The organism is Microcystis sp. M015S2 (genome assembly GCF_020245945.1).
Lineage (GTDB): Bacteria > Cyanobacteriota > Cyanobacteriia > Cyanobacteriales > Microcystaceae > Microcystis.
In genome coordinates this window covers 1-25,718 of sequence record NZ_JADBTX010000071.1, presented here as the reverse complement: position 1 = coordinate 25,718, position 25,718 = coordinate 1, and the positions used below count along the sequence as shown (strand labels likewise).

The window sequence follows — 25,718 nt, the reverse complement described above, 5'->3', positions numbered from 1 at the left end:
TGAAGATCCGCCCCCAGATTTAGTGGTGGAAGTGGATATAACCCACACGGATATTAATAAATTAGCACTTTATGCCCGTTTGGGAGTGCCAGAATTATGGCGTTTTAATGGACAAATCTGGCGCATTTATCGGTTAGAAAAGGGGGTTTATCAGGAAGGAGAATTTAGTCCCACTTTTCCCCTAGTTCCGAAAACTAAACTCTATGAATTTTTAGCCACTGCTAAAGAGGATGAAGTGAGAGCAGAAAAGAATTTAAGAGCATGGTGTCAACAGACTTTTAAAAATTAGGTGGGCAATGCCCACCCTAATCTTAGGATGGCGGTTTGTAGGTAGAAGCAACGGATAATTCCTTTAATTGCTTCGCTGCCACTGTTGAAGGTGCAGAAGTGAGTAAACAACTAGCTTGCTGGGTTTTCGGGAAAGCAATCACATCGCGAATTGATTCTTCCCCCGCTAACAACATCACCAAGCGATCTAAACCGTAGGCGATGCCACCGTGGGGAGGGGTTCCGTATTCAAAAGCTTCTAACAAAAAGCCGAATTTATTATAGGCTTCCTCTGGGGATAGACCGATGGTGGCGAAGACTTTTTCCTGTACTTCCCGTTGATAGATCCGCAAACTGCCGCCACCGATTTCAATACCATTAAAAATCATATCGTAGGCGAGGGCGCGAGCGTGGGCTAGATCGTCTAAATCTTCGGGATTGGGGGCAGTAAAGGGGTGATGCAGTGCTTCTAGGCGTTTTTCCTCGGCGTTGTATTCAAACATCGGGAAATCCGTCACCCAGAGGAGGTTGATTTTCTCGGGATCAATTAATCCCAATTGTTCCCCTAAAACTAAGCGTAGGCGGGATAGGGATTTATTGACTGTATCGGTATCTCCTGCCCCAAATAAGAGCAGATGCCCCGGTTTTGCGCCAGTCTTCTCGATTAAAGCCTGTTTTTGTGCCTCTGTCAGGTTATCTTTAATCGCACCAATGGTATCAAAATCGTAGTCTTCGCGCACGCGGATGTAGGCGATTCCCTTCGCACCCGCATCGGTGGCTTCTTTGAATAAATCCCCACCCGGTTTGATTCTGACGTTAGAAATCGCCTCGTTACCGTTGGGAATCGGTAAAACTTTCACCGTCCCCCCACTAGCGATCGCACCTGAAAACACCTTAAATCCCGAATCGGCAAAAATCTCCGCCACATTGACCAATTCCAAGCCAAAACGGGTATCAGGGCGATCGACCCCATAGCGATCCATAGCCTCAGCATAGGTTAAACGGGGCAGGGGCAGGCTTATATCGATATTTTTGACTTTTTTGAAGATATGAGCGATTAAAGCCTCATTTAGGGCTAAAATCTCGCTTAAGGAGAGAAAACTCATCTCCATGTCTAACTGAGTGAATTCTGGTTGACGATCAGCGCGCAGATCTTCATCGCGGAAACAGCGAGCGATTTGATAGTAGCGATCCATTCCCGACACCATTAATAATTGCTTAAATAGTTGCGGTGATTGGGGTAAAGCGTACCATTGGCCCGGGCTGACCCGGGAAGGAACCAGATAATCCCGCGCTCCTTCGGGAGTCGATCGAGTTAAAATTGGCGTTTCCACTTCGATAAAATGCTGTTCATCTTCGAGAAAACGGCGCATTTCTTTGACAACTTGGTGACGTAGTTGTAAATTCTGACTCATACGCTCCCGGCGTAGGTCTAGATAGCGGTATCGCAAGCGCACATCTTCCCGGACCGATTCACTTTCGGAACTAGAGACGACAAAAGGCAGTTGTTTAGTAACCCCGTTGAGAATCTCGATGCTAGTGGCGTAAATTTCGATTTCTCCGGTGGCAATGCGCGGGTTAAGGGATTCGGTAGGCCTTTGACTGACTGTTCCCGTCACCTTGATGACATACTCGTTTCTGACGGTTTCAGCGATGGGGTAGGAAGCGGGGGTTCGTTGGGGATCACTGACGATCTGGACAATACCACTGCGATCCCGTAGATCAATAAAAATAACGCCACCGTGATCGCGACGGCGATCGACCCAACCGAAGAGGGTGACACTTTTTTCAATTTCGATCGCGCTAAGGTCGCCACAGTAGTGAGTTCGCATAGTCTAACTAGAGAATTACTTATATTACGAATGTAGTATAGAAAGGATGTGGCCAGAAAAAAATCAGACGGCCTTGTTCATTATGCCGGTATTTTGTCGCTCTTGTCCCCTTGTTTAGGGTATTTTTATGGTCTCTTAGTCCTCAGCTATCGGCTTTTCGCGGATCGGCTATAATCAACAAGGCTCATCTAGCAGTTACCGATTTTCAACGATTAAAATCATGAATTCCTTAGAAAAAAAAATGGTGGAACTGTTAAGAGAACTCAGGGAAGATCACCATGTTTCAGGAGTAAAAGCGGAATTCGAGACGGAAGGAACCCGACTGACGGAAGCGATGCGGTTGAAAGAAATTAGTCTGACAGCGGGGGTAGATTTTAATCTGAAAATCGCCGGTTGCGAAGCGATCAGAGATATCTTTGATGCGGTTAATTTAGGAGTCGATCGCTTGATTGCTCCCATGGTAGAAACAGCCTACGCTTTACAAAAATATCTGCGGGCAGCTAGGAGAATTTTAGCTGATCAACGGGTGGAAGATGTGGAGTTATTAGTTAATATTGAAACGATTACTGCCTGTGAGAATTTTCAGGAAATGTTGGCGATTCCAGAGATAAAATCTCTCCATGGTATCGTCATCGGACGGATGGATTTAGCCTGTTCTTTGGGATTAACTCGTCAGGATGTCAATAGCGAGCAAGTTTTAGCTCTAGCTTTACCTTTGGCAAAAAAGGCTAAGGCTGCCGGTTTGACTGTTGCTATTGGGGGTGGGGTGTCACTGCATTCTTTACCGTTTTTCAAAATGTTCTGCCAAGGACATTTTGACCGCTTCGAGACGCGCAAAGTTATCTTTAATTGTCCCCAAGCTTTGGATAATTTTAGTTTAGCTTTGCCAAAGGCGATCGAGTTTGAATTACTCTGGTTAGAGAATAAAAAAAATTATTATGGTGCTATTGTTGGTGAAGATGACCAGCGTTTAGAAATCTTGCATAATTTACTTTTTGGTTAAAGATATTGGTCAGTTCTATAGACCGCTCAAAACCTAGACAGCAAAGTTATACAGATGTGGACTCATTATGAATAACTTCTCTTAATTAGGGTTAGCTGAAAAAGTTTTTCGTGGTTGCAGGGTCTGGGGTGTGGGGTTTAGAGTGCTTCAATTTGCGCTTGATGTTTGTGCCGACAAGGCTATAATATTGATAGCACCTACTTTTGTACTAAAAACAATGGCATTATCCACCAATTACTTGGCGTTTAATCAGAGAAATTATCAATATTGATACAGAAATCTTACAAACACTTTCGACAATGCCAGATTCTCTAAAGCACGAACTTCTGCACTATGCCAAGTATCTCATAGAAAACCACTCAAAGGAATATATGGAATGAATGCCTTCAAGGAAATCAACCCTTGTCACCGAAAAACTTTTCCAAGAGATTCCCCCTGACCAAAGAAAAACCTTTACTTGTGACAAGGTCAATGAATTTTGTGGACATCAAGAGTTGAGTCAGAAATTGGGAGCAGATTTTTATTTTGCTACTCCTTATCATTCTTGGGAGAGGGGATTAAACGAGCATACTAATGGACTATTAAGACAATTTTTTCCCAAGGAAACGAATTTGAAAATCCTTAAGCCAGAGGAAATAGAAAGAGCCGTAAATTTGATTAACAATCGTCCTCGAAAATGTCTTGACTATCGTACCCCGAATAAGGTATTCTATGAGATTAGATAAGACAGTGATTAAATCCAGACTTGAATTGGCCATGACCTCGGAACTATCGAAGCAATACGATCCTAAGATCACAGAAACGAAATGGCAGCAATATTGGGAAAATCAAGAAATATTTAGAGCAAACCCCGAAAAAGGCGGCGAAACCTACTGTATAGTTATCCCTCCTCCCAATGTTACCGGTAGTCTCCACATGGGTCACGCCTTCGAGAGTGCCTTGATTGATACACTTGTTCGCTACAAGCGCATGACCGGCAAAAATACCCTCTGGCTGCCCGGTACGGATCACGCTAGTATTGCAGTACAAGCCATACTTGATCGCCAATTAAAAGCCGAAAAAACCGACCGTTACCAACTAGGAAGGGAAAAATTCCTCGAACGCGCTTGGCAATGGAAAGAGGAGTCCGGTAGTACCATTGTTAATCAACTGCGACGCTTGGGGGTATCCGTCGATTGGACGCGGGAACGTTTCACAATGGATGAGGGACTTTCCCATGCTGTTCGTACTGCTTTTATCAAACTTTATCAAGACGGATTAATCTATCGCGGTCAATACTTAGTTAACTGGTGTCCCGAATCCCGGTCGGCCGTTTCCGATTTAGAGGTAGAAAACAAGGATATTGAGGGAAATCTCTGGTATTTTCGCTATCCTCTCAGCGATGGTAGCGGTTATCTTCAAGTGGCCACCACAAGGCCCGAAACCATGCTCGGTGATACTGGTGTAGCTGTCAACCCGCAAGACCCCCGTTATCGCCATTTAATCGGCAAAACCGTCACTTTACCGATAATGGGGCGAGAAATCCCCATTATTGCCGATGAATTGGTGGATACTGAATTCGGTACCGGTTGCGTCAAAGTTACGCCGGCCCACGATCCTAAAGATTTTGAGATGGGTAAACGCCATAATTTAGACTTTATTAATATCATGAATTTAGACGGCAGTTTAAACGAAAATGCCGGAATATTCGCAGGTCAAGATCGTTTTGTTGCCCGCAAAAATGTCGTTAAAAAACTCGATGAAGATGGCTTTTTAGTCAAGATTGAAGCCTATCGCCATAGCGTCCCCTATAGCGATCGAGGTAAAGTTCCCGTGGAACCCCTTTTATCTACCCAATGGTTCGTTAAAATTGAACCTTTAGCCACAAAAGCTTTAGCCTATTTAGATCAGGAAAACTCACCCCGTTTTGTGCCAGAAAGATGGACAAAAGTTTATCGCGATTGGTTAGTTAAGCTAAAAGATTGGTGTATTTCTCGACAACTGTGGTGGGGTCATCAAATTCCCGCTTGGTATATTATCAGTGAAACTAATAACGAAATTACTAACCATACTCCCTTCGTCGTTGCCGAGGATGAAACCTCCGCTTTAGCCAAGGCCAAAAAAGAGTATGGAGAGGATATAATTATTCAACAAGACCCCGATGTTTTAGATACTTGGTTTTCCTCGGGATTGTGGCCATTTTCGACTATGGGCTGGCCAGAAAAAACCCTTGATCTAGACACCTATTATCCCACCACAACCCTCGTCACTGGTTTTGATATTATCTTTTTCTGGGTGGCCAGAATGACGATGATGGCGGGCTATTTTACGCAACAAATGCCTTTTAAAGATGTGTATATTCACGGTTTAGTTAGGGATGAAAACGGCAAAAAGATGTCTAAATCTGCCAATAACGGCATCGATCCCCTAATTTTAATTGATAAATATGGAACCGATGCTTTACGATATACCTTAATTCGAGAAGTGGCAGGAGCAGGACAGGATATCAGTCTGCAATATAACCGTAAAACCGATGAATCGGAATCCGTAGAAGCGGCCCGAAATTTTGCCAATAAAATTTGGAATGCTTCCCGTTTTGTCATGATGAATCTGGAGGGAAAAACCCCAGAAGAATTGGGAGAACCAGTTTTAGAAAATTTAGAATTAGCCGATCGCTGGATTTTATCTCGTTATCATCAAACAGTACAAAAAACTAGAGATTATCTAGAAAATTATGGCATGGGGGAAGCGGCAAAAGGTCTATACGAATTTATCTGGCGCGATTTCTGCGATTGGTATATCGAGTTAGTAAAAACTCGTTTATGGAAGGATAAAGAATCGGTTTCCTGTGCCACAGCCCGGCAAACTTTGGCTTTTATCTTGGCAGGGACATTAAAATTATTACATCCCTTTATGCCCCATATTACCGAAGAAATTTGGCATCATTTAACCCAAGAAAATCAGCAAGTTTTGGCTTTAGAAACCTATCCAATAGCTGATAGTTCTCTGATCGATTTAGACTTAGAAAATACTTTTGAGTTATTAATAGAAAGTATTCGGGTGTTGCGTAATTTGCGGGCCGAAGCAGGGATTAAACCGGGAGCAACGATCACGGCAATTTTACAGACAGAAAACAGTCAAGAATTAGCTATTCTGCAACGCGGACAAGTGTACTTAAAAGACTTGGCTAAGATCGAAAACTTAATTTTGACGGCCAAATTGACCGAGGAAGTCAATCAAGCGATCGCCGGTGTTGTCGCTACGGTAGAAATCCTTATACCCCTGTCCGGATTGGTTGATATATCGGTATTGGCCGGGAAATTAGCGAAAAATTTAGCTAAAGTAGAAGGGGAAATCAAGAGTTTGAGCGATCGCCTGAGTAAACCTAGCTTTGTCGAAAAAGCTCCAGAAGCTTTAATCCAAAAAACGAAGCAAGCTTTAGCAGAGGCCGAAAAACAAGCCCAAATTCTCCAAGAACGCTTAAAACGCCTGCATTAACGGAGGCAGGGATTATTTTGGGGATTTTCCGAAAAATAGGGCAGTTTTCAGGCTACCCTAACCGGAAAATTAATCCCCAAAATGGGAGATAATCGCGTCGGCAAATTCGGAACATTTCAAAGGAGGATTAACGGGAGGTTCCATCAGACGCGCTAAATCGTAGGTAACTTGTCGATTAGCGATCGCTGCTGCGATGCCTTTTTTAATCAAATCGGCTGCTTCTTGCCATCCCATGTATTCCAACATCATCACCCCAGAAAGAATCACCGAACCGGGGTTAATTCGGTCTAAACCGGCGTGTTTAGGGGCTGTACCGTGGGTTGCCTCAAAAATAGCGCAAGTATCGCCAATATTCGCCCCGGGTCCCATCCCTAAACCACCGACGATCGCAGCAGCTGCATCGGAGAGATAATCGCCATTCAGGTTCATGGTAGCGAGGATCGAGTATTCATCGGGACGGGTTTGGATCTGTTGGAAGATACTATCGGCAATGCGATCGTTGACCATAATTTTATCTTTCCACTGCCCATTGCCGTGGGTTTCCCAGATAGCATCGAGAACACTGGTCACTTCTTGGCAGATTTTGGCTTTTTTCTCGTCTGTGAGGGCATCATAACCCGGTTCCACCATGCGAGCGTTATCTTCGATGCTCAGATCAGGGTTTTTCTCCTTATTGCTGAGTATCCATGATTCCATCTCAGTAACGCACACATCTCGGAATTCACTTTTAGCTAATTCATAACCCCAATCCCGAAACGCCCCTTCCGTATATTTCATAATGTTACCCTTGTGGACGAGAGTAACTTGATTTTTCGGTTTCGGTAAAGTCAGCGCCCGTTCGATCGCCCGGCGGACTAATCTTTGGGAACCCGTCTTACTAATCGGTTTGATCCCGATACCCGCATCGAGGGGAATTTGTTTTTTACCATGTTCGGGAGTGGCGGGAATTAGTTCTGTATTGAGATAATTAATCAGTTTATCGGCGATTTCCGTGCCTTGTTTCCATTCGATGCCGAGATAAATATCCTCGGTATTTTCCCGATAGACGATGACATCGAGTTTTTCCGGGGTTTTATGGGGGGAAGGGGTTCCCGCATAGTAACGACAGGGACGAACACAAGCATAGAGGTCAAAAATCTGCCGCAAAGCCACATTCAGGGAACGAATGCCGCCACCGATCGGAGTGGTCAAGGGACCCTTGATGGCTATACCATATTCTTTAATCGCTGTCAATGTATCTTGGGGTAGATATTGATAGGTCCCGTAGATTTCGCAAGCTTCATCGCCAGCATAGACTTTAAACCAATGGATTTTCCTTTGACCACCGTAGGCTTTGGCGATCGCTGCATCGATAACTTTTGCGGTTGCGGGCCAGATATCGACCCCCGTACCGTCACCGCGAATGAAGGGAATGATCGGATCATCGGGAACTAGAGGTTTTCCGTCAGAAAAAGTAATTGTCGAGCCTGTTGTCGGTGGGGTAATTTTTTCGTAGCTCACAGTCATGGGCTTCCAGAAACAGTATTTATCTATACGTTGGGAGTCTAGCGCCGTCAATATCTATACTTAGGGATTTTGGGTAATTTCTTAAAGATTCCCTTGCTGGTATCAACTTCGTACCTCACCATTAAGATAACTGCGTATTTAAATTGCCTGTTGAGATGAGGCAAGAGACTTCGCAGGAATTTGATAACAGTTTACCCAAAATTGATCGGGAAATTATCGACTAACCGTTGGTTCTATAATCTCAATTTTTTCGATGATACCGAAGTTTTCACTAATTGCTCGTGTTGCTTTCAGTTGACCGGTTACTAAAAACTTCAGCTTCATTTTAATTGAGGATGTATCGGCTGGATTTCCTGCTAAAAACTGAATTTGACGCAGTTGGGCTAAAATTCTCAGGGAATCCGCATTATATTCTGTTTTGTAGGTGAGATCTTGATTATAGGCTTCGATTAATTGGTCGTGGTAGGTTAGGATAGAGCCAGCAATGAGAGCCGTTAATTTTTCCAGTTCATTGGTACTTGCAGCTTGCACCTCTATGAAAAGTTCTTGTTCAAAGTTTCTTAAGCTAAAAATCCCGACAAACGAGTAGATAAACAGGATACTTTCTGCTTTTGATATATCATAGATAAAGTTACACTGTTTAGTTGTATAATTGATGGTGAAGTCTTGTTTTTCCTGAAGCCAAATTTGCTTTTCTGTTAATGTACCTTCAGCCAAGAAAACTTGACAATGAACCGTTCCTTGTAGCGGTGTTTTGGCTAAGATATATGGTCCTAAAGGCTTTTCTTGGCTGACAGCCAGTTTTTCCCGAAACTCTTCTGGAAGCGGTTGATTAGAGGTGTTTTCTCCGGGCTGTTGGCTGATGGTAAAGCAACCCGGAGTTAGCACAATAATCGGGAGATTACTGCTATCATTTGAGTCAACTGGTCCGGCTTTAATGTGTTGCTCTGCGGGAGAAACAACGCTTGCTAAGGTTTTAACTAGCAAGCTGATTATTCTCAAAACTAGGTTTTGAATCATGGCAATTTTGGGGAATATTAACTACTTCATTGAGAGAGGACTTCTACTTTTTTAGCGTCGTCAAGATTTTCTTCTTCCTCAGCTTGAGCGAGTAACTCTTCTAATACTTGAATCGCACCACTGATGCGCAGCATAGTAGTTCTTAGATTAGACTCTTGTGTTTCTAGATCAGCTAACATTTTTTGACCAGACTCATATTCGGCTTTGAGTTGTTCGATGCGTTCTTTGATTTGTTCTTTCATGTTCCTTTAGTGATAAGTTGTTTGAGCAAGGATTTCTTCTATGATACTCGATATTTCTGCTTCTGAGTCAATATGCTTGGCTAAAACCTGTGCTGTTGTCTCTAATATACGGTTAGTTTCCTAATGCAGTAAAATGTAGGGTGCGTTAGACGGTGACAAACTCTGCTTTTACTTAGGACTAGCAATCCGTCGTAACGCACCGATTTAATGATGAAGTTGGTGCGTTACGGTGGGTTATTTATTTTGTTTTTTTTACTGAATTAGTAGCCGCCTAACGCACCCTACAAACTGAAATCGCTCATCGGTTTTTAACCCTTAACTTTTTCGTTGATTTTTTCTTCTAATTTTTTGATGATTTTGTAGAGTTCCTGAGTGGCAGAAATATGAAGCATTGATAAGGCATCATAATCTACTACATGAAAATCGTTTACTTCTCGTCCATAGACTAGGATGTCTCCACAATAGTCTAGGTCGATTTGAAAGGTGTCAGGGGTAACTGCTTCTATGGTAAATATTTGGCTCTTATCTTCTCCCCATATCAATTTCACTCGCTCACCGGTTTTTAGTCCGTGATTGGTTAAAGTTACCCATCCGTCTGAAAGAGTGGCAAATTGAAAAATATCACAGACTACATCAGTATTGGTTGAAACTGCTTGAGGAAAGACTTTAGCTATCTGTTGACCGATAACTTTTTTGTGTTGTCCGTTCCCTTTCGCAATTTTATCTCTGTAACTGTAGTCTGTTACTTCTATTTGAAGCAGGGTTTTTAAGTCTTCTTGACTATCACTGCGATTGTAGATTTCTTTGATGCGCTCATCGGAAAAAGCGTTTATCTCACTTGCTATGATGCGGTCACTTGCGTATAGTGAGTATGCTGCTTGGTCCTCGCCATAGCCCGTTATGTGTACCCCTTTTTTCTTCACAAGATAAGCATACCCCTCAAGTTGTTTATAAGCTTGATCTCCTTCTATCTGTACTTTTGCTTTGGTGGGATTGTTTGTTCCAATACCGACATTGCCAGCATTAGGCATCAAAGCAATATGATCATCAGAATCATTTGATGTACCAATTTCAAAAGTGGTGGCTTCACCTTCTCTTACATAATAACGAATCCAAGCAGCATCTCCACCACCACCACCAGGATTTTTGGGAAACATAATACCGTTGTTTTCGCTATTCCCTACACTGGGAGTAATAGCTCCATTAACTTTTAAGGTGCCACCTCCATCAAGAGTCATTAAGGATGTTCCACCACCTGCATTTAATTCAGCATCATTGTGGGAACCACCTTTATACCAAGCAAAGTTGCCACTGGTACGAAAATATTTGGTATTATATTGTACGCCAATTGCATGTACAGTTCCGTATAAATTAAGCATTTGACGGATTGATGAACCAAAGCTAACTGCACCACTAACTTTCACATCACCATTAACATCCAAAATAGCTTTGGGATCAGTTGTACCGATGCCGACTTTGCCAGTAATAATTGCACTGCTATCAATCTTAACTTTGCCTGTCCCTTTTGCTTTCAATCCTAAATCTTTATTACTCTCAGTTCCTGCTGGAGAAATAGTCCCAAGAACAGAAAGATTACCACTTACATCAAGAGTCATTAAGGATGTTCCACCACCGGCATTCAATGCAGCATCATTGTGGGAACCACCTTTATACCAAGCAAAGTTAGTGCTGGTACGAAAATATGTGGTATCACTTTGTACGCCAATTCCATGCAAAGTTGAATGTAAATTAATCAGTTGACCGTTTCGGTCACCAAAACGAAGTGAACCTCCCACCTCAAGATTACCGGTCACATTCCCAGCGCCCTGAACCTTCAGAGTGCCGTTAACATCTAAGTTAGCTCCTGGATTGGTTGTTCCAATACCGACATTACCGTTAACATTAACATTGCCGGTCACATTCCCACCGCTAAGAGAAAGAGCGCCAAGCTGAGTCGCAGTTACGCCATGTGGATTACTCTTGTTATTGACATGATCATTGAGCTTTGTTCCATCCTCAGAAATATTCCGACCATTGACCTTCCCAGTGACAGTAACATCACCCTGAACCTTCAAACTGCCGTTAACATCTAACTTAGCTTGAGGAGTATTAGTGCCAATACCGACATTACCGCTAATAATTGCATTCCCACCAATATTCGCCTGCTCACTAATAGTCGCATTCCCGTTAATAGTCGCATTCCCACCATTCACATGAAGTTTAGCTGTGGGATTGGTTGTTCCAATACCGACATTGCCATCTCCCTTAATGACCATTAAGGCTGTTCCATTAGTACCTGCATTCAATGCAGCATCATTGTGGGAACCACCTTTATACCAAGCAAAGTTGCTATTGGTACGAAAATATTGAGTATGATTTTGTATGCCAATTCCATAGGCATTGTCCCATAAATTAAGCATTTGACGGGCTCCTAAACTAAAACTAACTGAACCACTAACGCTGAAATCACCTGTCACCGAAAGATTGCCACTTGAATCAAGAGTCATTCTTGGATTTGTGCCAATACCTCCATCAGAGAAGAATTTAAAAGGGCCACTATTGGTCACAAATCTCATCCAACTACCACTCGATTGAGAATATAGACCCAAATCAGTTGTTGTAGTTATGGGATCACCTCCCTTCTGAATTACTCCTCCTGTTACTGATAATTTTCCATTAACTTTTAAGGTGCCACTTCCATCAAGAGTCATTAAGGATGTTCCACCACCGGCATTCAATGCAGCATCATTGTGGGAACCATCTTTATACCAAGCAAAGTTAGTGCTGGTACGAAAATATGTGGTATCACTTTGTACGCCAATTCCATGAGAAGTTTTCCATAAAGCAATCAGTTGACCGTTTCGGTTACCAAAACTAAGTGAACCACTTGTCACCAAAAGATTGCCGTTAACATCTAACTTCGCTTGTGGATCGTTTGTTCCGATGCCAACATTACCGCTAATAATCGCATTCCCATTATTCACATGAAGTTTAGCCTGTGGATTGGTTGTTCCGATACCAACATTACCAGCATTAGGCATCAAAGCAATATGATCATCAGAATCATTTGATGTACCAATTTCAAAAGTGGTGGCTTCACCTTCTCTTGCATAATAACGAATCCAAGCAGCATCGCCACTACCCCCACCAGGATTTTTTGGAAACATAATACCGTTGTTTTCGCTGTTCCCCGCACTGGGAGTAATAGCTCCATTAACTTTAAGATCACCAGTGACTGTACCGCCTGTAGTCGAGAGAGCGCCGACATCAGCCGCCGTTGTCTTGTGGGGATTGGTTGTCACATTAGTGTTAATGTGATTATCTAACTTCAACCCATCGGCGGAAATATTGCGATCATTCACTTTTCCAGCAACAATCAGATCGCTAGTGACTGATAATTTTCCATAAACCTTAACTTCTCCTGTCCCTTTTGCTTTCAAGCCTAAATCTTGATTAGCATTACTTCCAGCTGCATAGATAGTATTACAACCAAAGCCAATTCCTTGAGTAGCATCGCTCTTCCGAAATTCTACACCATTACTATCAGCATTAAACTCACCGGTTATATATAAACCTTTAACGGCGTTCGGATGAGTTCCAGTACGAGTAGCCGAGGCAATATCTAACTTAGCAACTGGATTATTCCGTCCTATTCCTACATTACCATTACTCAAAATGGTCATGTGAGTAGCACTTTTCGTGGCAAAACTCAAAGGATGGTCGGTGCGTGTGCCGATTATCATGCCTCCTGGCGCTCCCCAAAAGCCAGAATCATGTGCTAAGACTCGCCCATCAATCTTGTCAGTTCTGATGGATAATTTAGTATATTCAGAGCCTTTAATATCAAGAACGCGATTCCACCCGTCTTGATTTTCAGGAGTAAGAGTTCCAATACTAACATTGCCTAGAGTAGCCAGGTCACGGCTAATAGTTACATTGTTGCTAACGCTAATATTATTAACCGTCAGAGCGCCGCTGAAAGTAACTTCTTTAGCTGAGAGAGCGCCGTCAATTGTTAGAGAACCGGTGATATTATCATTGCCAGATCGATTTACCTTATCCTTCTCCAAGCGGACAAGTTCTTCTATTGCGTCATTCCAGTCTTGGGATTTGACTAGATCGCCAATTTTTTTCTTTTCAGGGTTAAATGGCATAATTCCTCCTTAAAATAGAATTTCCCAAATTAGTGTTAATTTAAAATCGTTGGTCTTGTTGATGGCGGGAAACACCGCGCGGTTGTACATCACCCCACCAGTATTAGCATTAAATAAGCCAGCCTCAGTCAAGGAACCATTAGCTTCATTAAAATCTAATTCTACCGTAATCTTCACCTGTATTTTGCCATCACTGGTTATCGTGAGATCTTGAGTTGGATCGATTTTCGTGATGGCTTTGCGGAATAATTCAGTATTCAGGTTGGTATCAGTTTTTGGATCAACCTCAGTCTTACCAGTACCAACAGCAACATGAGAAATAGGCGCGATTCCCTCATTGATAAATAACTTGGCGACTAAATCCCTACCGGTTAAAACAATATTATTACTTGCAGAAAATTCTTCCAAAATCTCATTAGACTTATCGCGTTTCTGCACAGTCAACTGCCCTTTCATATCCAGATTTTTAGAGACTTCCACAAATTTTTCTCCTAGTTTTTAAGCAAAAGTATTCAGCAAGATGCTTTTCCTGTCACAGTTGTCTTTGAGCCGAAGCTTTCAAACTATCCCAGTTCATGAGTTTCATTAAAGTTTTTTTCGTAAGCGATAACAGCGAAAACCCCAGCCGCCTTCACCTTATCAACGATGTACTTAATCTGTTCCCGGGGGCGATCGCTAAACTGATCGAGATTCTCACTAAATCCTGGAATATCCCAGGGAATCCGCACCATAAAGGAACCGGGGGTAATTTTAGCTACTGTCATGGTGATATTGATCGCAAATTCTGCCGCCTGTTCGGGACTTGGTGACTTCAGGGATGCTTGTTCAAACCGAGAAAAGTTAAACAGCGTCTCGTCAAATGCCGCTTCTGCTTCTCCAACCAGAGCCTCAAAACGCCAACGAGATGCTCCCGGCCATAAGATAGGAGTACCTCCAGTAACCTCAATGGGAATACCATTGAGAGAGGCAGTTTGGTTGGCGAAAAACGACAGGAGATCACCATTCCTTACCATTCCATTGTATTGAGCAAACTGACCGGTAGTCAGATTGACAATCCGGGGATTAGTCAAGGGCAATGGCAACTTTGATTTAATCAAAAGGCGAACCTCCGGATAGGTTTCCACCACATTCGGGTTTTCGACATCGAATTCCTGTAAGGGATGCCAGTTATTCCAGTGGAGAGTCTGAAATTTTGGCAAAAATTCGAGAATGCGAATCTGATGGCGAGCAGCGATCGCCTTCTCATCTTCCCCAACAATTCCCAGGTTAGCCGCCACAATGTTAATTATACCCTGTTTGGTAGAAGCGCCACTTTTGAGGACTTCAATCAGTCCGCGAATGCGCTGGCGGTAGATTTTATCGCTTTCGATACCCTCCGCACCGCTAGGGCGATTCACCTGCTTGAGTTGGGAGGTTCCCCCCAGGTTTTCCAGGTACAGGGAGAAGATTTTGTCCAAATCGCCCTTCTGGTTGGTGTTAAACCCCTGAGAACCTTGATTATCTGCCTTATTGACATAATGAGCATACATCACCTGGAGCAGCTCTGCCTCCACTTCATCGAGGGTTTCGCCAAACACCTTGATAAATTCAGAGAAGAGACTGTTGCCATCTTCCGCTAAGTAAAAATGAGGAAAGCGGCTGAGAATGCCTTGGGTCCTACCCATCGCTTCGACCTCCGATTCTCCGAGAAAGGGTGGCACTGTCGATCGCCTCTACCGTGATCTCTAGTTCAACTTTTTCAAAAGGTTCCACCTTGACTTGCTTAGCCAATACTCGATTCGGCTGGGAAGTCCTTTGCCTGGTGACTTGGAAATCATTGGGTTTGAGTTCAACCATAATCACCGGCCTAACAGCAGCAGCGATCGCTCTCAAGTCCGCAAACACCACATCTGCCCCTGGTTTGAGCGTAGCAACATAATTTACTAGCTTATCTTTGACTTGGCTGCTCACTTTCTGTTTTTCCCTCTCCGATAAAACCGCAGGTAAAGTAATCGTAATCTTTCCTTGCAAATTTAGTTTCTTGCTATAAGCAAAGACCTCTCCCAAAATCGGCTGTTCGACAAAACTGGCGGTCACCTGTTCCAGTTGCGCTTCAGTCTTTTGACACCAGGGTTGGGGGACGAGTTTCAGGGTGTCTTCTATGATTATGATGCCAGAAACCGTGGCGATTGCATCAGTAATCTCTCTTTTGGTAATAGTGCTGCCAATGGCTTTGCCCTTAAAGTAGTTAGAAAGCGCGTTGACCAATCCTTCCTCCTGCTGCTTATCGAGATTTGCTACCTGCAACTCAATCGTCACTGGCAGGGGTTTGATTTCGGAAGCCACACACAGATGACCGGGGATGAACCGTTCAAATTCGTCTGTTTCAATGCGCTTGGCGGTGGCATCATAGCGATCTTCCTGGGTCGTCTCGTCCTGTTGCCGCTTGAAAGTAGTAATGATAAACTCATCGAGATTGCTGATGCCATCGAGAAAGAGGGCATTCTTGATAATCTGAGAAAATAGCAGCGGCTGCCCCATTTTTCGGTTTTTAATGTAGTCCTCAATCTCTTTCTGGACAGTTTGCTCCAGTTTCAGACGCTCTTCCTGGGATAATTGCAAATCTGGGTTGATTTCAATCTTAAATACTCCATCCACCGTCACGGCGATCACAGACTTGAGCCGGACAAAGATTCCCGCTGCCTTCACCCGGTCGATCTCATTCTCTAAGACAGCGACAGCTTCCTTATCTTGAAAGTTGACCCCATCGACATAGATCTCAATCAGACCAAACTGTCCCAACTGAATCGGATTCGGATTGCTAACGCTGAGGGTGTTGAGGGTAGTCCAATCAGCATCGGCTGCCACTTCTCCAGCTTGTCCCTCAATCATCGATTGAACAGACACCTCTACCTTATTAGCTTCGGCGGCTAAAACCACCTGGTTGGTAGTCTTAAATGCCTTAGAGGTCGTGGTGAGTTGTGTGCCTTTGGCGATGGTGATCTTCCCTGAATCCGTCCCCCGCGTCAGAGTTACCTGTCCTCGGGCAAACCGGAAGTTCTCCCTCACCTTGACATCCTTGACACCGGGCAAACTCAGCAGGGCATTTTCCAGGGAGAGGATGGTGGCTTTACCAGAGGAAATCAGGGTGTTCTTTGCCCGTTCCCGCAGTTCTTCATCGGTTTCCCGGCGCTTGCCCGTGAAACGAGTCGGATTGGAGTTGCTGACGGCTTTGATCCCCGGTATGGGACGGGGAAGGACGGTTAAAGTCTCTGCTGGTGTAACCTGCGCTTCCCCCCGGTTGACTGCTTGGATTTTCACCTCTAAGCTGGTTTGTTCCTTGGGAAAGAGTTTGTTTTCAATAGTTTGATAAACCTTCTTGGGAGTGGTTGGTGTTTCCGGTGTGGCCACCAAAGTACCCCAGGGAACCTCAATGTCCTGCTGACCTATATCTCGTTCAAAAGTGATAGTGCCTTCGGCAAATTCGGGTTCTCCTCGCTTGATCCCGAGAATCGCCACCACCATGTCTAACTGCTGTCCTTCTGCCGTATCGACATAGGCAGACAGATAAACCAGCCTCATCTTTTCGTAGAGGAGGGCAATTTCGTAGGCAAAGGATTCATAAACAGTACGCGCTACACTGCCGACTTCAAAATCGGTCAGGACGGCGGTGCGCTGGCGCATATCCTCAAAGACTTGGTTAAATTTCTTCGGTTCAAAGGTCATTATGACTAGCCTCCCAAATTTAGGGAAAGATTGAGGGTCAGGTTGTCTGCTTGTCCGACGGGTTTGACGGCGATCGTGACTTGCAGGACACTGCGATCACCCTCTGGACTAAGTGGGGCGAAGCTGAGTTGGGTAATCTCCTCAAGGCGCGACTCCTGTTGCAAACATTCGCGGATGTAGAGGTCGGCCAAGCTGCGGGTTCTGGTATTGTTTCCCTCCCCAATTAAGGTGTGCAGCCGAGAACCGTAGTCAGGATGCCCTAGTTTTGTCAGTTCTCCTTTGCGAGTTAATAACCGATTCAGAATTGCTTGTCTGAGATTGGTTTGTCCCTCAATCGCCGCTAAATCTCCCAGGATTACCCGCAGATCTACAAGTTCTCGATCAGAGGTCAAGCGATCTGCATAGCGTTGGCTGAGAAATAGATCTTTTTGATTTAGTTTATTTGTCATAATGATCCTCCCCTGCAAATTTATGATTATGATTGTTGAAGCCTTTTTTTCACTTCTTCGCTAATCGCTTTCAGGCTTGCTTCAGATAAGCTAACCTTAGCTTGACTCAGGTCAAAGTTGCCAACAATCTTTCCCGTTACTGTTAAGTTGCCTTGGATGGTTAAGTTCCCGTTAATCGTGACTTCTCCTTGCTGCTTGGGTGTGGAGATTTCAATCTTCCCTGCTGGAGTAAGACTAATTTTTGCCTCCCCTAATTGTAGGGAAATTGTTTGATTGGAAATCTCTAAAAGGACTTGGTTTTGCTGCTTGACCAGCAAAGCACCGTTTACCTCTGCCTGACCTCCTGGAGACGGGAGTAGTTGAATGTTTCCCTTCTGATTGATGACAATTTGATTATTGTTATCTGTAACTAACTGAATACCGTCTTCCTGATGCAATTGAATGAGAGCGTGTCCCTGCTTTTTTCCCTGATTAGGACAGGTGCGATCGATGCCATTACAACAGGGTTCTTCTGCTTTGTGAGGATCAACACTGCTGGGCTGATCGTAAGGACAAATAAATATTTTCAGGTAAAGTTCTTTAGGGTTTTTTATCTCTATAACTTTCTTTTCCTCGCTGGAATATTCATAATCACTATTCGCGCCCTTAATTCTAACCATTGACTTACCCTACCTTTGTATTTCTAAGCTTTGCTTGAATCGAGCTAATCTTCTCCGTCGGTATCATGATTGGACAGGGAGCACCTAAATTGCCCAGATGGGTGTGCATTGATAGGATGATGTCATCGTTATCAGCAACGGCATTGGCTGGGGATTTTCCCCCGACATCTACAGAAGCCGTTGTCGCGTCGCCAATTTTGATCGATCCCGTACTTTTCACCGTGACGTTACTACTACCAGCATCAAGGGTAATGCCTCCTCCTTCAACTGTGATCTTGCAGCTTCCGTTGTCGATGGTAATATTGCTTCCTGAGAGAACAACCTGACACTGTTCATTTTTGAGGGTGACATCCCCTCCTTTGACAGTAATACTAGCTTTATCGGTGGCGGTGGTAATTTCTTCGTCTTTGACAGTAATAACGTTTTGCTCATTCTTACTGGTAAGGGTTATCACGCCCTCGGCATCAATTTTGAAGCTGCCACCCTCTTCCAAATTGTGCTGAAGTAGAAATTCCTGTTCTTGGTTAATTGGAGGTCGATCTTCATCGTTGTAAAGCCGACCAATAATAATTGGTGCGTTAAGGTTACCACCAATAAAGGTGACAAGAACTAAGTCACCTACCTTGGGAATATTCACTAACCCTAGGTGCTGTGTTAATAAGGGAACTTTACGCAGTTCAAAATCACTGCCATCAGGCTGTTTTTTGTTCTTTAATTGGATAGAACACTCATAATTATCCTTGTCGCTTTCCGATGCGTGGGCAAACACAGAAGTAACAATTCCCAGTTCAGTAGTATAAATTTTCTGGGCTTCTTTTTCCGCCACTTTTTTCATGACACTGACAATAGAATCCATTACCTTTCCTCCCAATAAATCTGGCTACAAAATCCCTGCTGGCGGCTCAAACTATGCTGGATCTCAATTACTTTGAAGCTGCCATTTTGAGAAGCGATCGGCATTTTGGCAATCTCAATGGCGGAACCCAATTTCACCTCCGGTGTACCCACTGCTTTTAGGTTACCCCGTCGCTTGGGAACTTCTGCTGCTAAAATTGCCTGGGCAATTTGGCTGGCAATTTCTAAGGTGCGAGCAGTGGGATCAGCCAACCGCTTCACCACACCGGAGGAGTCTCCTGTTTTGCCCTGTACCTCCTGTTTGGTCAACCAAGCATAGGCATCGGCTCCCTGTCCGAAACTGGTGGGGCTTTCTCCGTAAACTTCCACTCCTGTGATCGGGGTAGTGGGTTGTTCCGCTGTCAGGGACAGAATATTAACCCCATACTCAAATTTGTGGGTTTTCGCTGGACTATATGGAGCGAATAGCACCTGATCTTCAGGATCGGCGTAGAAGTCGAAGCCGCACTGTCGCGCCAGGGTGCGGAGGTGTTGGTAAACTGAGTCGTTGTCCCCAATCATGTAAACTGGAAATTCTATGCCATTCTCCACCTTACCAGAGGACAGCCCCAGACGGGTGAGAATATCGGAGACGATATCCCCAGCCTTAGATTTTTCGTACAGCAGGTTGAAACTGGCGGCTAGGAGTTTTTGGAACGAGCTAGTGGCGCGGATCGTCACCTGATCAATGTCCCATTCGACGGTATCAACGGTTCCGGTGAAGATTTTTGCGAGATTATTTTGATAGCCCAGTTCGACAGTAACAGGGTCTTTTGGCGCAAAGGAGAGGTCATCAGGGGAACTGAGAACTAGGCGACAGGTATTAGTGGGAATATTCAGAGAGGCAGATGCTCGCAGGTTAATTAAGCGAGTTCGCTCTTGAACAGAGCCGCTGGGTGCGTTCGAGAGAAAGGACCCACTGCCAATAGTGATTTTGTGATTGACTTGCAACATCTGTCCTATGTCCTATAAAGGCAATGCTTGTAACAGTTGATTAAAGGCGGTGGCTGTCTGCTTCAGTCCGTCATCTAGTTCTTGCTCTAGTGTGTCCAGCTTGCCTATCAGTGCGTCAAAAATCTTGTCCAGGTTCAGTTGTTCCTGAAGTTCCCGAATTTTTTGGTATTCCTTATCTAAGGGTTTGGCGATCGCTTCCTGCGGATGCAGTGCTTTGAGTTTCTCTAAGACAATATCTTTATAGATAGCATCCAGGTCCTCAACCGCTGCCTTTGGATAAAGTTGCTCGATAGTCCCGAGCAGATTTTGATAGACTTCTTCGAGACTGTCGAGTAAAATATCAGGGTTAAGGCTTTCGAGTTGGTTGATAACTTTGTCAATCACCGCTTGTAGTTCATCTTGGAGAAAGTCAAAATTCAGGGCGGTAATTTTCTTTTTGATCTCCAGCAAGGACTCACTAATACTACCAGGAATAGCTGTCAAGGCTTGGAGAGGAACTTTGAAGCTGAGGGCGATCGCCTCAATGGCAATAAACAGTTGGTCAAGCTGAGCCAATTTTTGTTTGAGGGTTCCCAATAAATTTTTCGCCGGACGGCCAATTTGCCATGCCAAACTATACTGCAAAAAATCAACAGCCGTCGTCGCTTGTTGGGGCAAAATAGCGAGCAATTTGTCCTGGTAAGGGGTCAGCAGGTTGCTTAAATCTTGCTGCCCCAGAGTTAGTTCGGTTTGGACTGCACTCAGTCTGGTGGTGAAGCGTTCTACTTTAGTTGTCGCCTCTCCCAGTACCTGAATCGGACTGAGCAACTGTAACTTCGCTTTCAATTGGTTATAATCTTCTAGCAACTCTGGTGGCGGCGTGATCCCGTTAAATCGCTGCTTCTCGGCTAACCAGCGTTTGGTTAATTCAGTAACTCCTTTGGCAAATGACTGTTCCTTGAGGGACGCGGCAATTTCCTGTAAGCGCTGGACAGCGGGGTGAGTCATCTGGTTGTCGATGATGGCTCTCATTTGTTGCAGTTGCTTGAGAAGCGGTGTTAATGTGTTCAGAGTCTCTGTCGGTACTAGCTTAATCAGGTCTTCCAGACATTGATCGATCTGGTTTTCCCCTTTCTCTAATAGATTTTTTCCCTGACTTTGTAACTGTTTTAATTTCTGCCAAAAATTGCTGTTTTGTAATGCTTGTCCCGGCGATACATTAGCGATCAGTGTCTTGATTTTGCTGAAATTGCTGTTAACTTGGAAAATGAAATCCTCAATTTTCAGTCGGTCTAGTAGGCTAGTAAATTGGCTCAGTAAATTGTTTAGGGGTGTAATTAAATCCTGGGGGGATAGAGAACGTAAAGAGTCCATCAAATTAGTGTAGCAGGTACTCAGAGGAGAGAGCAAGGCTTTAGGACTGAGAACTTTCAGTTTATTTAATAGTGAATCATAGAGCTTTTTTAGAGAGTTCAGCAGTTTCGACGGTTCAAATTCCTCCAGTTTCGCCACTAATGTTTGAAAGGAAGGGGCGAGTTTGTCCGCAATCAAGGTTCCTGGGGCAAACTGCTTGATCTGGGCGACAATCTCTTGATATTTCTCTTGTAAAGGTTTGATTAAACCAGTGCAATTCTCAAGGATTTTGTGAAATTCCTCCTTCAGCTTGTCTGCGACATCCTGTGCAAAGTTAATCTTGCGAAGCTCGTCCAGTGCCAGCTTTAAAGCCTTTTTTAATAAATCGTTGAGTTGGGAAACATTGACAGTAGCCAGTTTAGTTTTGACATCAGCCATCTCACTCAGCACCCGCTCAAATACCGGTTTGAGACTAAGGCTGGACAGGTTCTCGGCGATCGCTTCGATTCCCTGTTGTGCTGAGGTGCGAATGTATTGAATTTGGGGGTCATTGAGAACCGAGGTAATTTCTTCAAAAAACTCGGCGATCTTCTTTTTAAGAGCCTCTAGGTTGATTCCCTCGACCTGGGTTCCTAATTTTTCTACTAGGTCTTCTATTGTGTTAGGAATCACTTCGACTTTGGATAACAAACCATTCACATGGTCGCTTAATTTCTTAAACTCACTCCGTACTTTCTCGGTTAGTGTTTCTAACTTTACCCTCCCAATTAAATCCCCCAATTCCTTGACCAAGTTAGAGAGAAAAGTAGCAACCTTCACCAATCCCTGATCTACCGTATCCACTGTGCTGGCGATCCGGTTGGCAATCCCTTCCATTTTCTTAGGGACGGTGGAAAAATCCACTTTGCGGGGGACTTGGTTAAGCTGCTGGCCAATGCGGGCGATCTCCGATTGTACCGCCCCGATTTCCAACCCATCGACCAGCTTCTGCATCTGTCCGAGTGTTTCTGAGAGTGCGCCAGGAGTTTTGGGGCTGATGCTAATAAGGTCAGTTTTGAGACGGTCGCTCCAGTTCTCAAAGAATTTACTACCATTGAATCTTTCTAGCTTCTCCAGTGCGGATTGGGTTTGGTTGGTGAGGTCTGTCCTGATCACTTCTACCGTACTAACCTGAGTTTCTAGCACCTCCAGGTAGGTTTTGATCTGACTTAAATCATTGAGATCAATCTCTTTTACCCTTTCCAAAGCTTGATTGTAAGGTTCTAACCAGTGGGAATAATTTAAGGCTGCTAGAGGATCAATCTGGGAAACTTCATCCAGTCGCCATTGCATCAAATTATTGAGGTTTTTTGGTAAGTCAACGCCTAACGCCTCAATCTGGGAAACTATGTCAGTACCTGACAAGAGTTGCCGCAGTGTTTCCACCTGTGCCTTTAGCTCTTTGAAGGGAGAAACATGGTTAAATTCAGGAAAAAGGTCAAATATCTCCAATAAGTCTTGAAATTGCGATGCTGTGTCCGCTAGGCTCCGATTTTTTACCTGTTCAGAAAACCCGTTAACCTTGTCATTAATCCGAATCACAAAATTACTGAAAAAATCGAATTTTTCCAGCAACGGGGCAATCACTTCCAGAAAACGGGCGATCGGCTTCAGTAAATCCCCTAAAGCACCCCCATTCTTGAGCAGATTATTCAATTCTTGCTGCAAGGTTGCCGTAATTTCTCCTGGTTTACTGGGGAGTTTCGCCGCAATTTGCTGCAAGTTATTTAGAGGTTCCGACACTAGGGCTAAGCTGTCGGGAATTTGCCAGTTACCTCCCTCCGCCAGCACCTGCTGCAATTCATTAGAATTGAAGCTTGTAGGTATCAGACTTTCAAACTTGTCCAACACTGGGATCAACGGAGCGTCCAGTGCTGATGGTTTGGGTAATAGTTCGAGGATTGTAGTCATAATAACTGATAGATTTATACGACAGAAAAATGTTTTAAATTTTGGCAGTAAGATGGTTTGATGTCTTATCGTTTTTGTCCTGATGGGGTTTTAATGGCTGGGATTTTCCCTTCCTGCTCCCACTTGACGAAGGTGCGGTCATGGACTCCGAGCATTTCTGCCGCGGTTCTGGGTTTAACCTACCCTTGGGATAATTGATTCTTACAATTCAATAGGTTTATTTTACCACATATAGGGTTTCTAAATGTAATCACTGAGAATCTTTTGGATTTTTTTGTCTTCGCTCAATATCAGCCAAAATATCATCTATAGTTAAATGATCTAACAAGAGATGGCGCTCTTTGGTATAGTCACCACTACCACTGTCGTATTGCTGGATAAAGCGAATAGCATCCACAATACCTAAAGCATCAACTAAAGCCTTAAAACCTTTTTTTGTAATTCAATTGGTGTCATTTTCATCTCCTATTAAATTAGTGGTAACATCTATTAACCATGTTATCGGATTGGCAACTATAACATTTATTTTGTCCTAACAAGATAATACTTTTCTTAATAAACGGTCATCTGTTGTCAAGAAAATATCTGTATTATTATCGGCACAAGCGAGATGAAGAGCAGCAAAGTTTTTGAAGTTAAAATTGGTTAATTCTTTGGCTTTTTTGATAATTTCGGAAGTTACTAAAATACGACATTTAGCCAATGCTAAGTATCGTTCAACTTGCTCTTTTTTAGTTTGACTAGATATCTGACCAATTTCCGACTCCAAAACTGTACTATTAACTAATTGCCATCGTCCTAATTGACAATAATAAATGATGTCTAAGATCGCTTCTGCTTCTAACTTAATACGAAGTTGATTCTGATCGTCAAAAGGACGATTTAAACAACAGGCATCAAGATCAATTAAATAATTTTCACTCATTTTTACTCAATGGGAAAACGGGGTATGGTAGCATCTATTAACCGCATTAACTTAATATTTTAGAAAATGCCGAAGAGGGTTTTTAAGCCTGCGGTTGCTGTACTGAGGGTTTTTGTCGCTTTTTGCACATCAGCAAGTGCATTGCTCAATGGCTCAATCGGATTGTTGATTTCTGGGACAGATCCCAGTATATCCGGCAGAGTAGCGATGTCCATAAAACTTTGCGCCTCGGTCATAATGTCGGCATTGACACTGGAAAGGTCGCTGGCAATCGCTGCTGATTCGAGAGGAACGGCGTATTCAGAAACGATTAAACTATAGCTAAATTGATCGGGATATTGTGCCGACTGATCTACCTGAAACTGATCGAGAATGACTTGTCCGAAGTAAGCTTGTCCGGTAATTTCTGCCAGAAAGTCCACTGGTTGGCGTTTTTTATAAACTTCCCGCAGTTTCTCCAAATCACCTTTAGCAGTTGCACCGTAGAAAATTCCTTCTATTTGCAATTGTACTGAGTCGCGCCCGAGATTTTGCACTAAGTTTCCTTCTCGTCCCGGAATCCGGTGATAAACTAAGGCTGCTTGCTCAATTGTGCTGATTTGATGAACTCGTTTGAGTTGTATTCCCGCTAGTTCAACTGTCATAATTAACTCCCATAAAACTGTCGGTATTGTTGTTGGATTTCTTGGGCGATCGCCTCGACAATCAGGTCTATTTCAGCTTCGCACAGATGGCTTTGCTGTGGGATTGATTCGGAGATAGCCTGACTTTTTTCCTCGATCTTTTTTAAGACCTGTGGCTGTTCAGTTGTGTCAAAGTTAGGTGAAGGTGATTTACTCCTAGCGTATTTATGAGAAAATTTTGCTGTATTTTTCAGGGAAAAAATCCGAGAGTTTTGCTGAGAAACTCGTGTTAACGGATTTTTTCTTTCCCTTCTATTTTCTTGATCTAAGTTAGAGACTGTCCATTGGTGATCGCTAAAATTATCTTCCTGAGTGGTTGACAAATCTGAGCTTTTGCTCTTGTTAATACTGTTACCTGTAGGAGAATCATTGATAGGTTCAAATGTCAGGGAAGAAGGAAGCCATTCCCTCACCAGTATTTGAGGGAGTTCTTCACTAATTACCCCAATATCAAAGTCTGATTTCTTTTCTTTCTCTTGGGGAGAAACTGTCTCCACAGGTAAAGAATCAGCTAAAAGAAGGGAAGAGGACGCATAAGTAGGATTCACCTTAGACGTAGGGGAATAATTCCTTGCTGGTGGGTTTTCTTCTTCCCTGTCAATTGGAGGAGATAATTCTCGATTGGGAGTAGATTGATCTTCGTTAATTATCCCTTCCCTGCTCAAG

The 25,718-nt window shown here is 43.6% G+C and carries 21 protein-coding genes and 2 pseudogenes; 5 read left to right on the top strand and 18 right to left on the bottom strand.

Features of this window, described 5'->3' with window-relative positions; all coding sequences use genetic code 11:
- Positions 1-289 (top strand): Uma2 family endonuclease (locus tag IM473_RS13905; RefSeq protein WP_287658505.1); only part of this gene is annotated, 289 nt, incomplete at its 5' end.
- A gap of 22 nt (positions 290-311) precedes the next feature.
- Here IM473_RS13905 and aspS read toward each other — a convergent pair.
- Positions 312-2,099: an aspartate--tRNA ligase gene (gene aspS / locus IM473_RS13900; protein WP_287658503.1), complete on the bottom strand. Its 1,788-nt coding sequence runs from the start codon at positions 2,097-2,099 to the stop codon at positions 312-314.
- Between the two features lie 220 nt (positions 2,100-2,319).
- Here aspS and IM473_RS13895 point away from each other — a divergent pair, with 220 nt between their 5' ends.
- From IM473_RS13895 to IM473_RS13880, 4 genes and pseudogenes are all read left to right on the top strand, one after another.
- A complete protein-coding gene (locus IM473_RS13895) occupies positions 2,320-3,102 on the top strand; it encodes an aldolase/citrate lyase family protein (RefSeq protein WP_287658502.1) in 783 nt (260 codons plus the stop codon).
- Positions 3,103-3,335: 233 nt separating this feature from the next.
- Positions 3,336-3,482, top strand: coding sequence for a DUF2281 domain-containing protein (locus tag IM473_RS13890; RefSeq protein ID WP_353738143.1), 147 nt, complete (start codon positions 3,336-3,338; stop codon positions 3,480-3,482).
- 24 nt (positions 3,483-3,506) lie between these two features.
- A pseudogene (locus IM473_RS13885) lies at positions 3,507-3,827 on the top strand (IS30 family transposase); the annotation flags it as partial.
- A 31-nt stretch (positions 3,828-3,858) separates the two neighbouring features.
- Positions 3,859-6,579, top strand: a complete 2,721-nt coding sequence (locus IM473_RS13880) for a valine--tRNA ligase (RefSeq protein WP_287658501.1) — start codon at positions 3,859-3,861, stop codon at positions 6,577-6,579.
- Between the two features lie 69 nt (positions 6,580-6,648).
- On the opposite strand, the gene IM473_RS13875 is transcribed toward IM473_RS13880, so the two are convergent.
- From IM473_RS13875 to IM473_RS13800, 17 genes and pseudogenes are all read right to left on the bottom strand, one after another.
- Positions 6,649-8,085 (bottom strand): NADP-dependent isocitrate dehydrogenase, encoded by a 1,437-nt coding sequence (locus tag IM473_RS13875; protein WP_287658499.1) that lies wholly within the window; start codon positions 8,083-8,085, stop codon positions 6,649-6,651.
- 213 nt (positions 8,086-8,298) lie between these two features.
- Positions 8,299-9,072, bottom strand: coding sequence for a hypothetical protein (locus IM473_RS13870; protein WP_287658498.1), 774 nt, complete (start codon positions 9,070-9,072; stop codon positions 8,299-8,301).
- Positions 9,073-9,131: 59 nt separating this feature from the next.
- A complete protein-coding gene (locus IM473_RS13865) occupies positions 9,132-9,347 on the bottom strand; it encodes a hypothetical protein (protein WP_287658496.1) in 216 nt (71 codons plus the stop codon).
- A gap of 308 nt (positions 9,348-9,655) precedes the next feature.
- Complete coding sequence (locus IM473_RS13860) at positions 9,656-13,501, bottom strand: tail fiber domain-containing protein (protein WP_287690497.1); 3,846 nt, start codon at positions 13,499-13,501, stop codon at positions 9,656-9,658.
- 9 nt (positions 13,502-13,510) lie between these two features.
- Positions 13,511-13,981, bottom strand: coding sequence for a hypothetical protein (locus IM473_RS13855; RefSeq protein WP_287658494.1), 471 nt, complete (start codon positions 13,979-13,981; stop codon positions 13,511-13,513).
- An 83-nt stretch (positions 13,982-14,064) separates the two neighbouring features.
- On the bottom strand, positions 14,065-15,165 hold the full coding sequence (locus tag IM473_RS13850; protein WP_287658493.1) for a hypothetical protein: 1,101 nt from the start codon (positions 15,163-15,165) through the stop codon (positions 14,065-14,067).
- Positions 15,158-17,206: a baseplate J/gp47 family protein gene (locus tag IM473_RS13845; protein ID WP_287658492.1), complete on the bottom strand. Its 2,049-nt coding sequence runs from the start codon at positions 17,204-17,206 to the stop codon at positions 15,158-15,160. Before IM473_RS13845 ends, IM473_RS13850 begins: the two co-directional genes overlap by 8 nt.
- Positions 17,207-17,211: 5 nt before the next feature.
- The gene (locus IM473_RS13840; RefSeq protein WP_016515962.1) at positions 17,212-17,655 is read right to left on the bottom strand and encodes a contractile injection system sheath initiator; all 444 of its coding nucleotides are present in this window, start codon (positions 17,653-17,655) and stop codon (positions 17,212-17,214) included.
- A 26-nt stretch (positions 17,656-17,681) separates the two neighbouring features.
- Positions 17,682-18,314 carry a hypothetical protein gene (locus tag IM473_RS13835; RefSeq protein ID WP_287658491.1) on the bottom strand — a complete coding sequence of 211 codons (633 nt, stop codon included), beginning with the start codon at positions 18,312-18,314 and terminating at the stop codon, positions 17,682-17,684.
- 4 nt (positions 18,315-18,318) lie between these two features.
- Positions 18,319-19,170 (bottom strand): phage baseplate assembly protein V, encoded by an 852-nt coding sequence (locus IM473_RS13830; protein ID WP_287658488.1) that lies wholly within the window; start codon positions 19,168-19,170, stop codon positions 18,319-18,321.
- Complete coding sequence (locus IM473_RS13825) at positions 19,170-20,162, bottom strand: hypothetical protein (protein ID WP_287658487.1); 993 nt, start codon at positions 20,160-20,162, stop codon at positions 19,170-19,172. The genes IM473_RS13830 and IM473_RS13825 overlap by 1 nt, the downstream gene beginning before the upstream one ends.
- 12 nt (positions 20,163-20,174) lie before the next feature.
- Positions 20,175-23,444 carry a hypothetical protein gene (locus IM473_RS13820; protein WP_287658485.1) on the bottom strand — a complete coding sequence of 1,090 codons (3,270 nt, stop codon included), beginning with the start codon at positions 23,442-23,444 and terminating at the stop codon, positions 20,175-20,177.
- Between the two features lie 65 nt (positions 23,445-23,509).
- Positions 23,510-23,602, bottom strand: a pseudogene (locus tag IM473_RS22585) (IS607 family transposase); the annotation flags it as partial.
- Between the two features lie 92 nt (positions 23,603-23,694).
- Positions 23,695-23,841: a hypothetical protein gene (locus IM473_RS13815; RefSeq protein WP_287658484.1), complete on the bottom strand. Its 147-nt coding sequence runs from the start codon at positions 23,839-23,841 to the stop codon at positions 23,695-23,697.
- 135 nt (positions 23,842-23,976) lie between these two features.
- Positions 23,977-24,369 (bottom strand): PIN domain-containing protein, encoded by a 393-nt coding sequence (locus tag IM473_RS13810; protein ID WP_287658482.1) that lies wholly within the window; start codon positions 24,367-24,369, stop codon positions 23,977-23,979.
- A 59-nt stretch (positions 24,370-24,428) separates the two neighbouring features.
- On the bottom strand, positions 24,429-25,013 hold the full coding sequence (locus IM473_RS13805; RefSeq protein WP_287658480.1) for a DNA circularization N-terminal domain-containing protein: 585 nt from the start codon (positions 25,011-25,013) through the stop codon (positions 24,429-24,431).
- 2 nt (positions 25,014-25,015) lie between these two features.
- Positions 25,016-25,718 (bottom strand): hypothetical protein (locus IM473_RS13800; protein ID WP_287690495.1); only part of this gene is annotated, 703 nt, incomplete at its 5' end.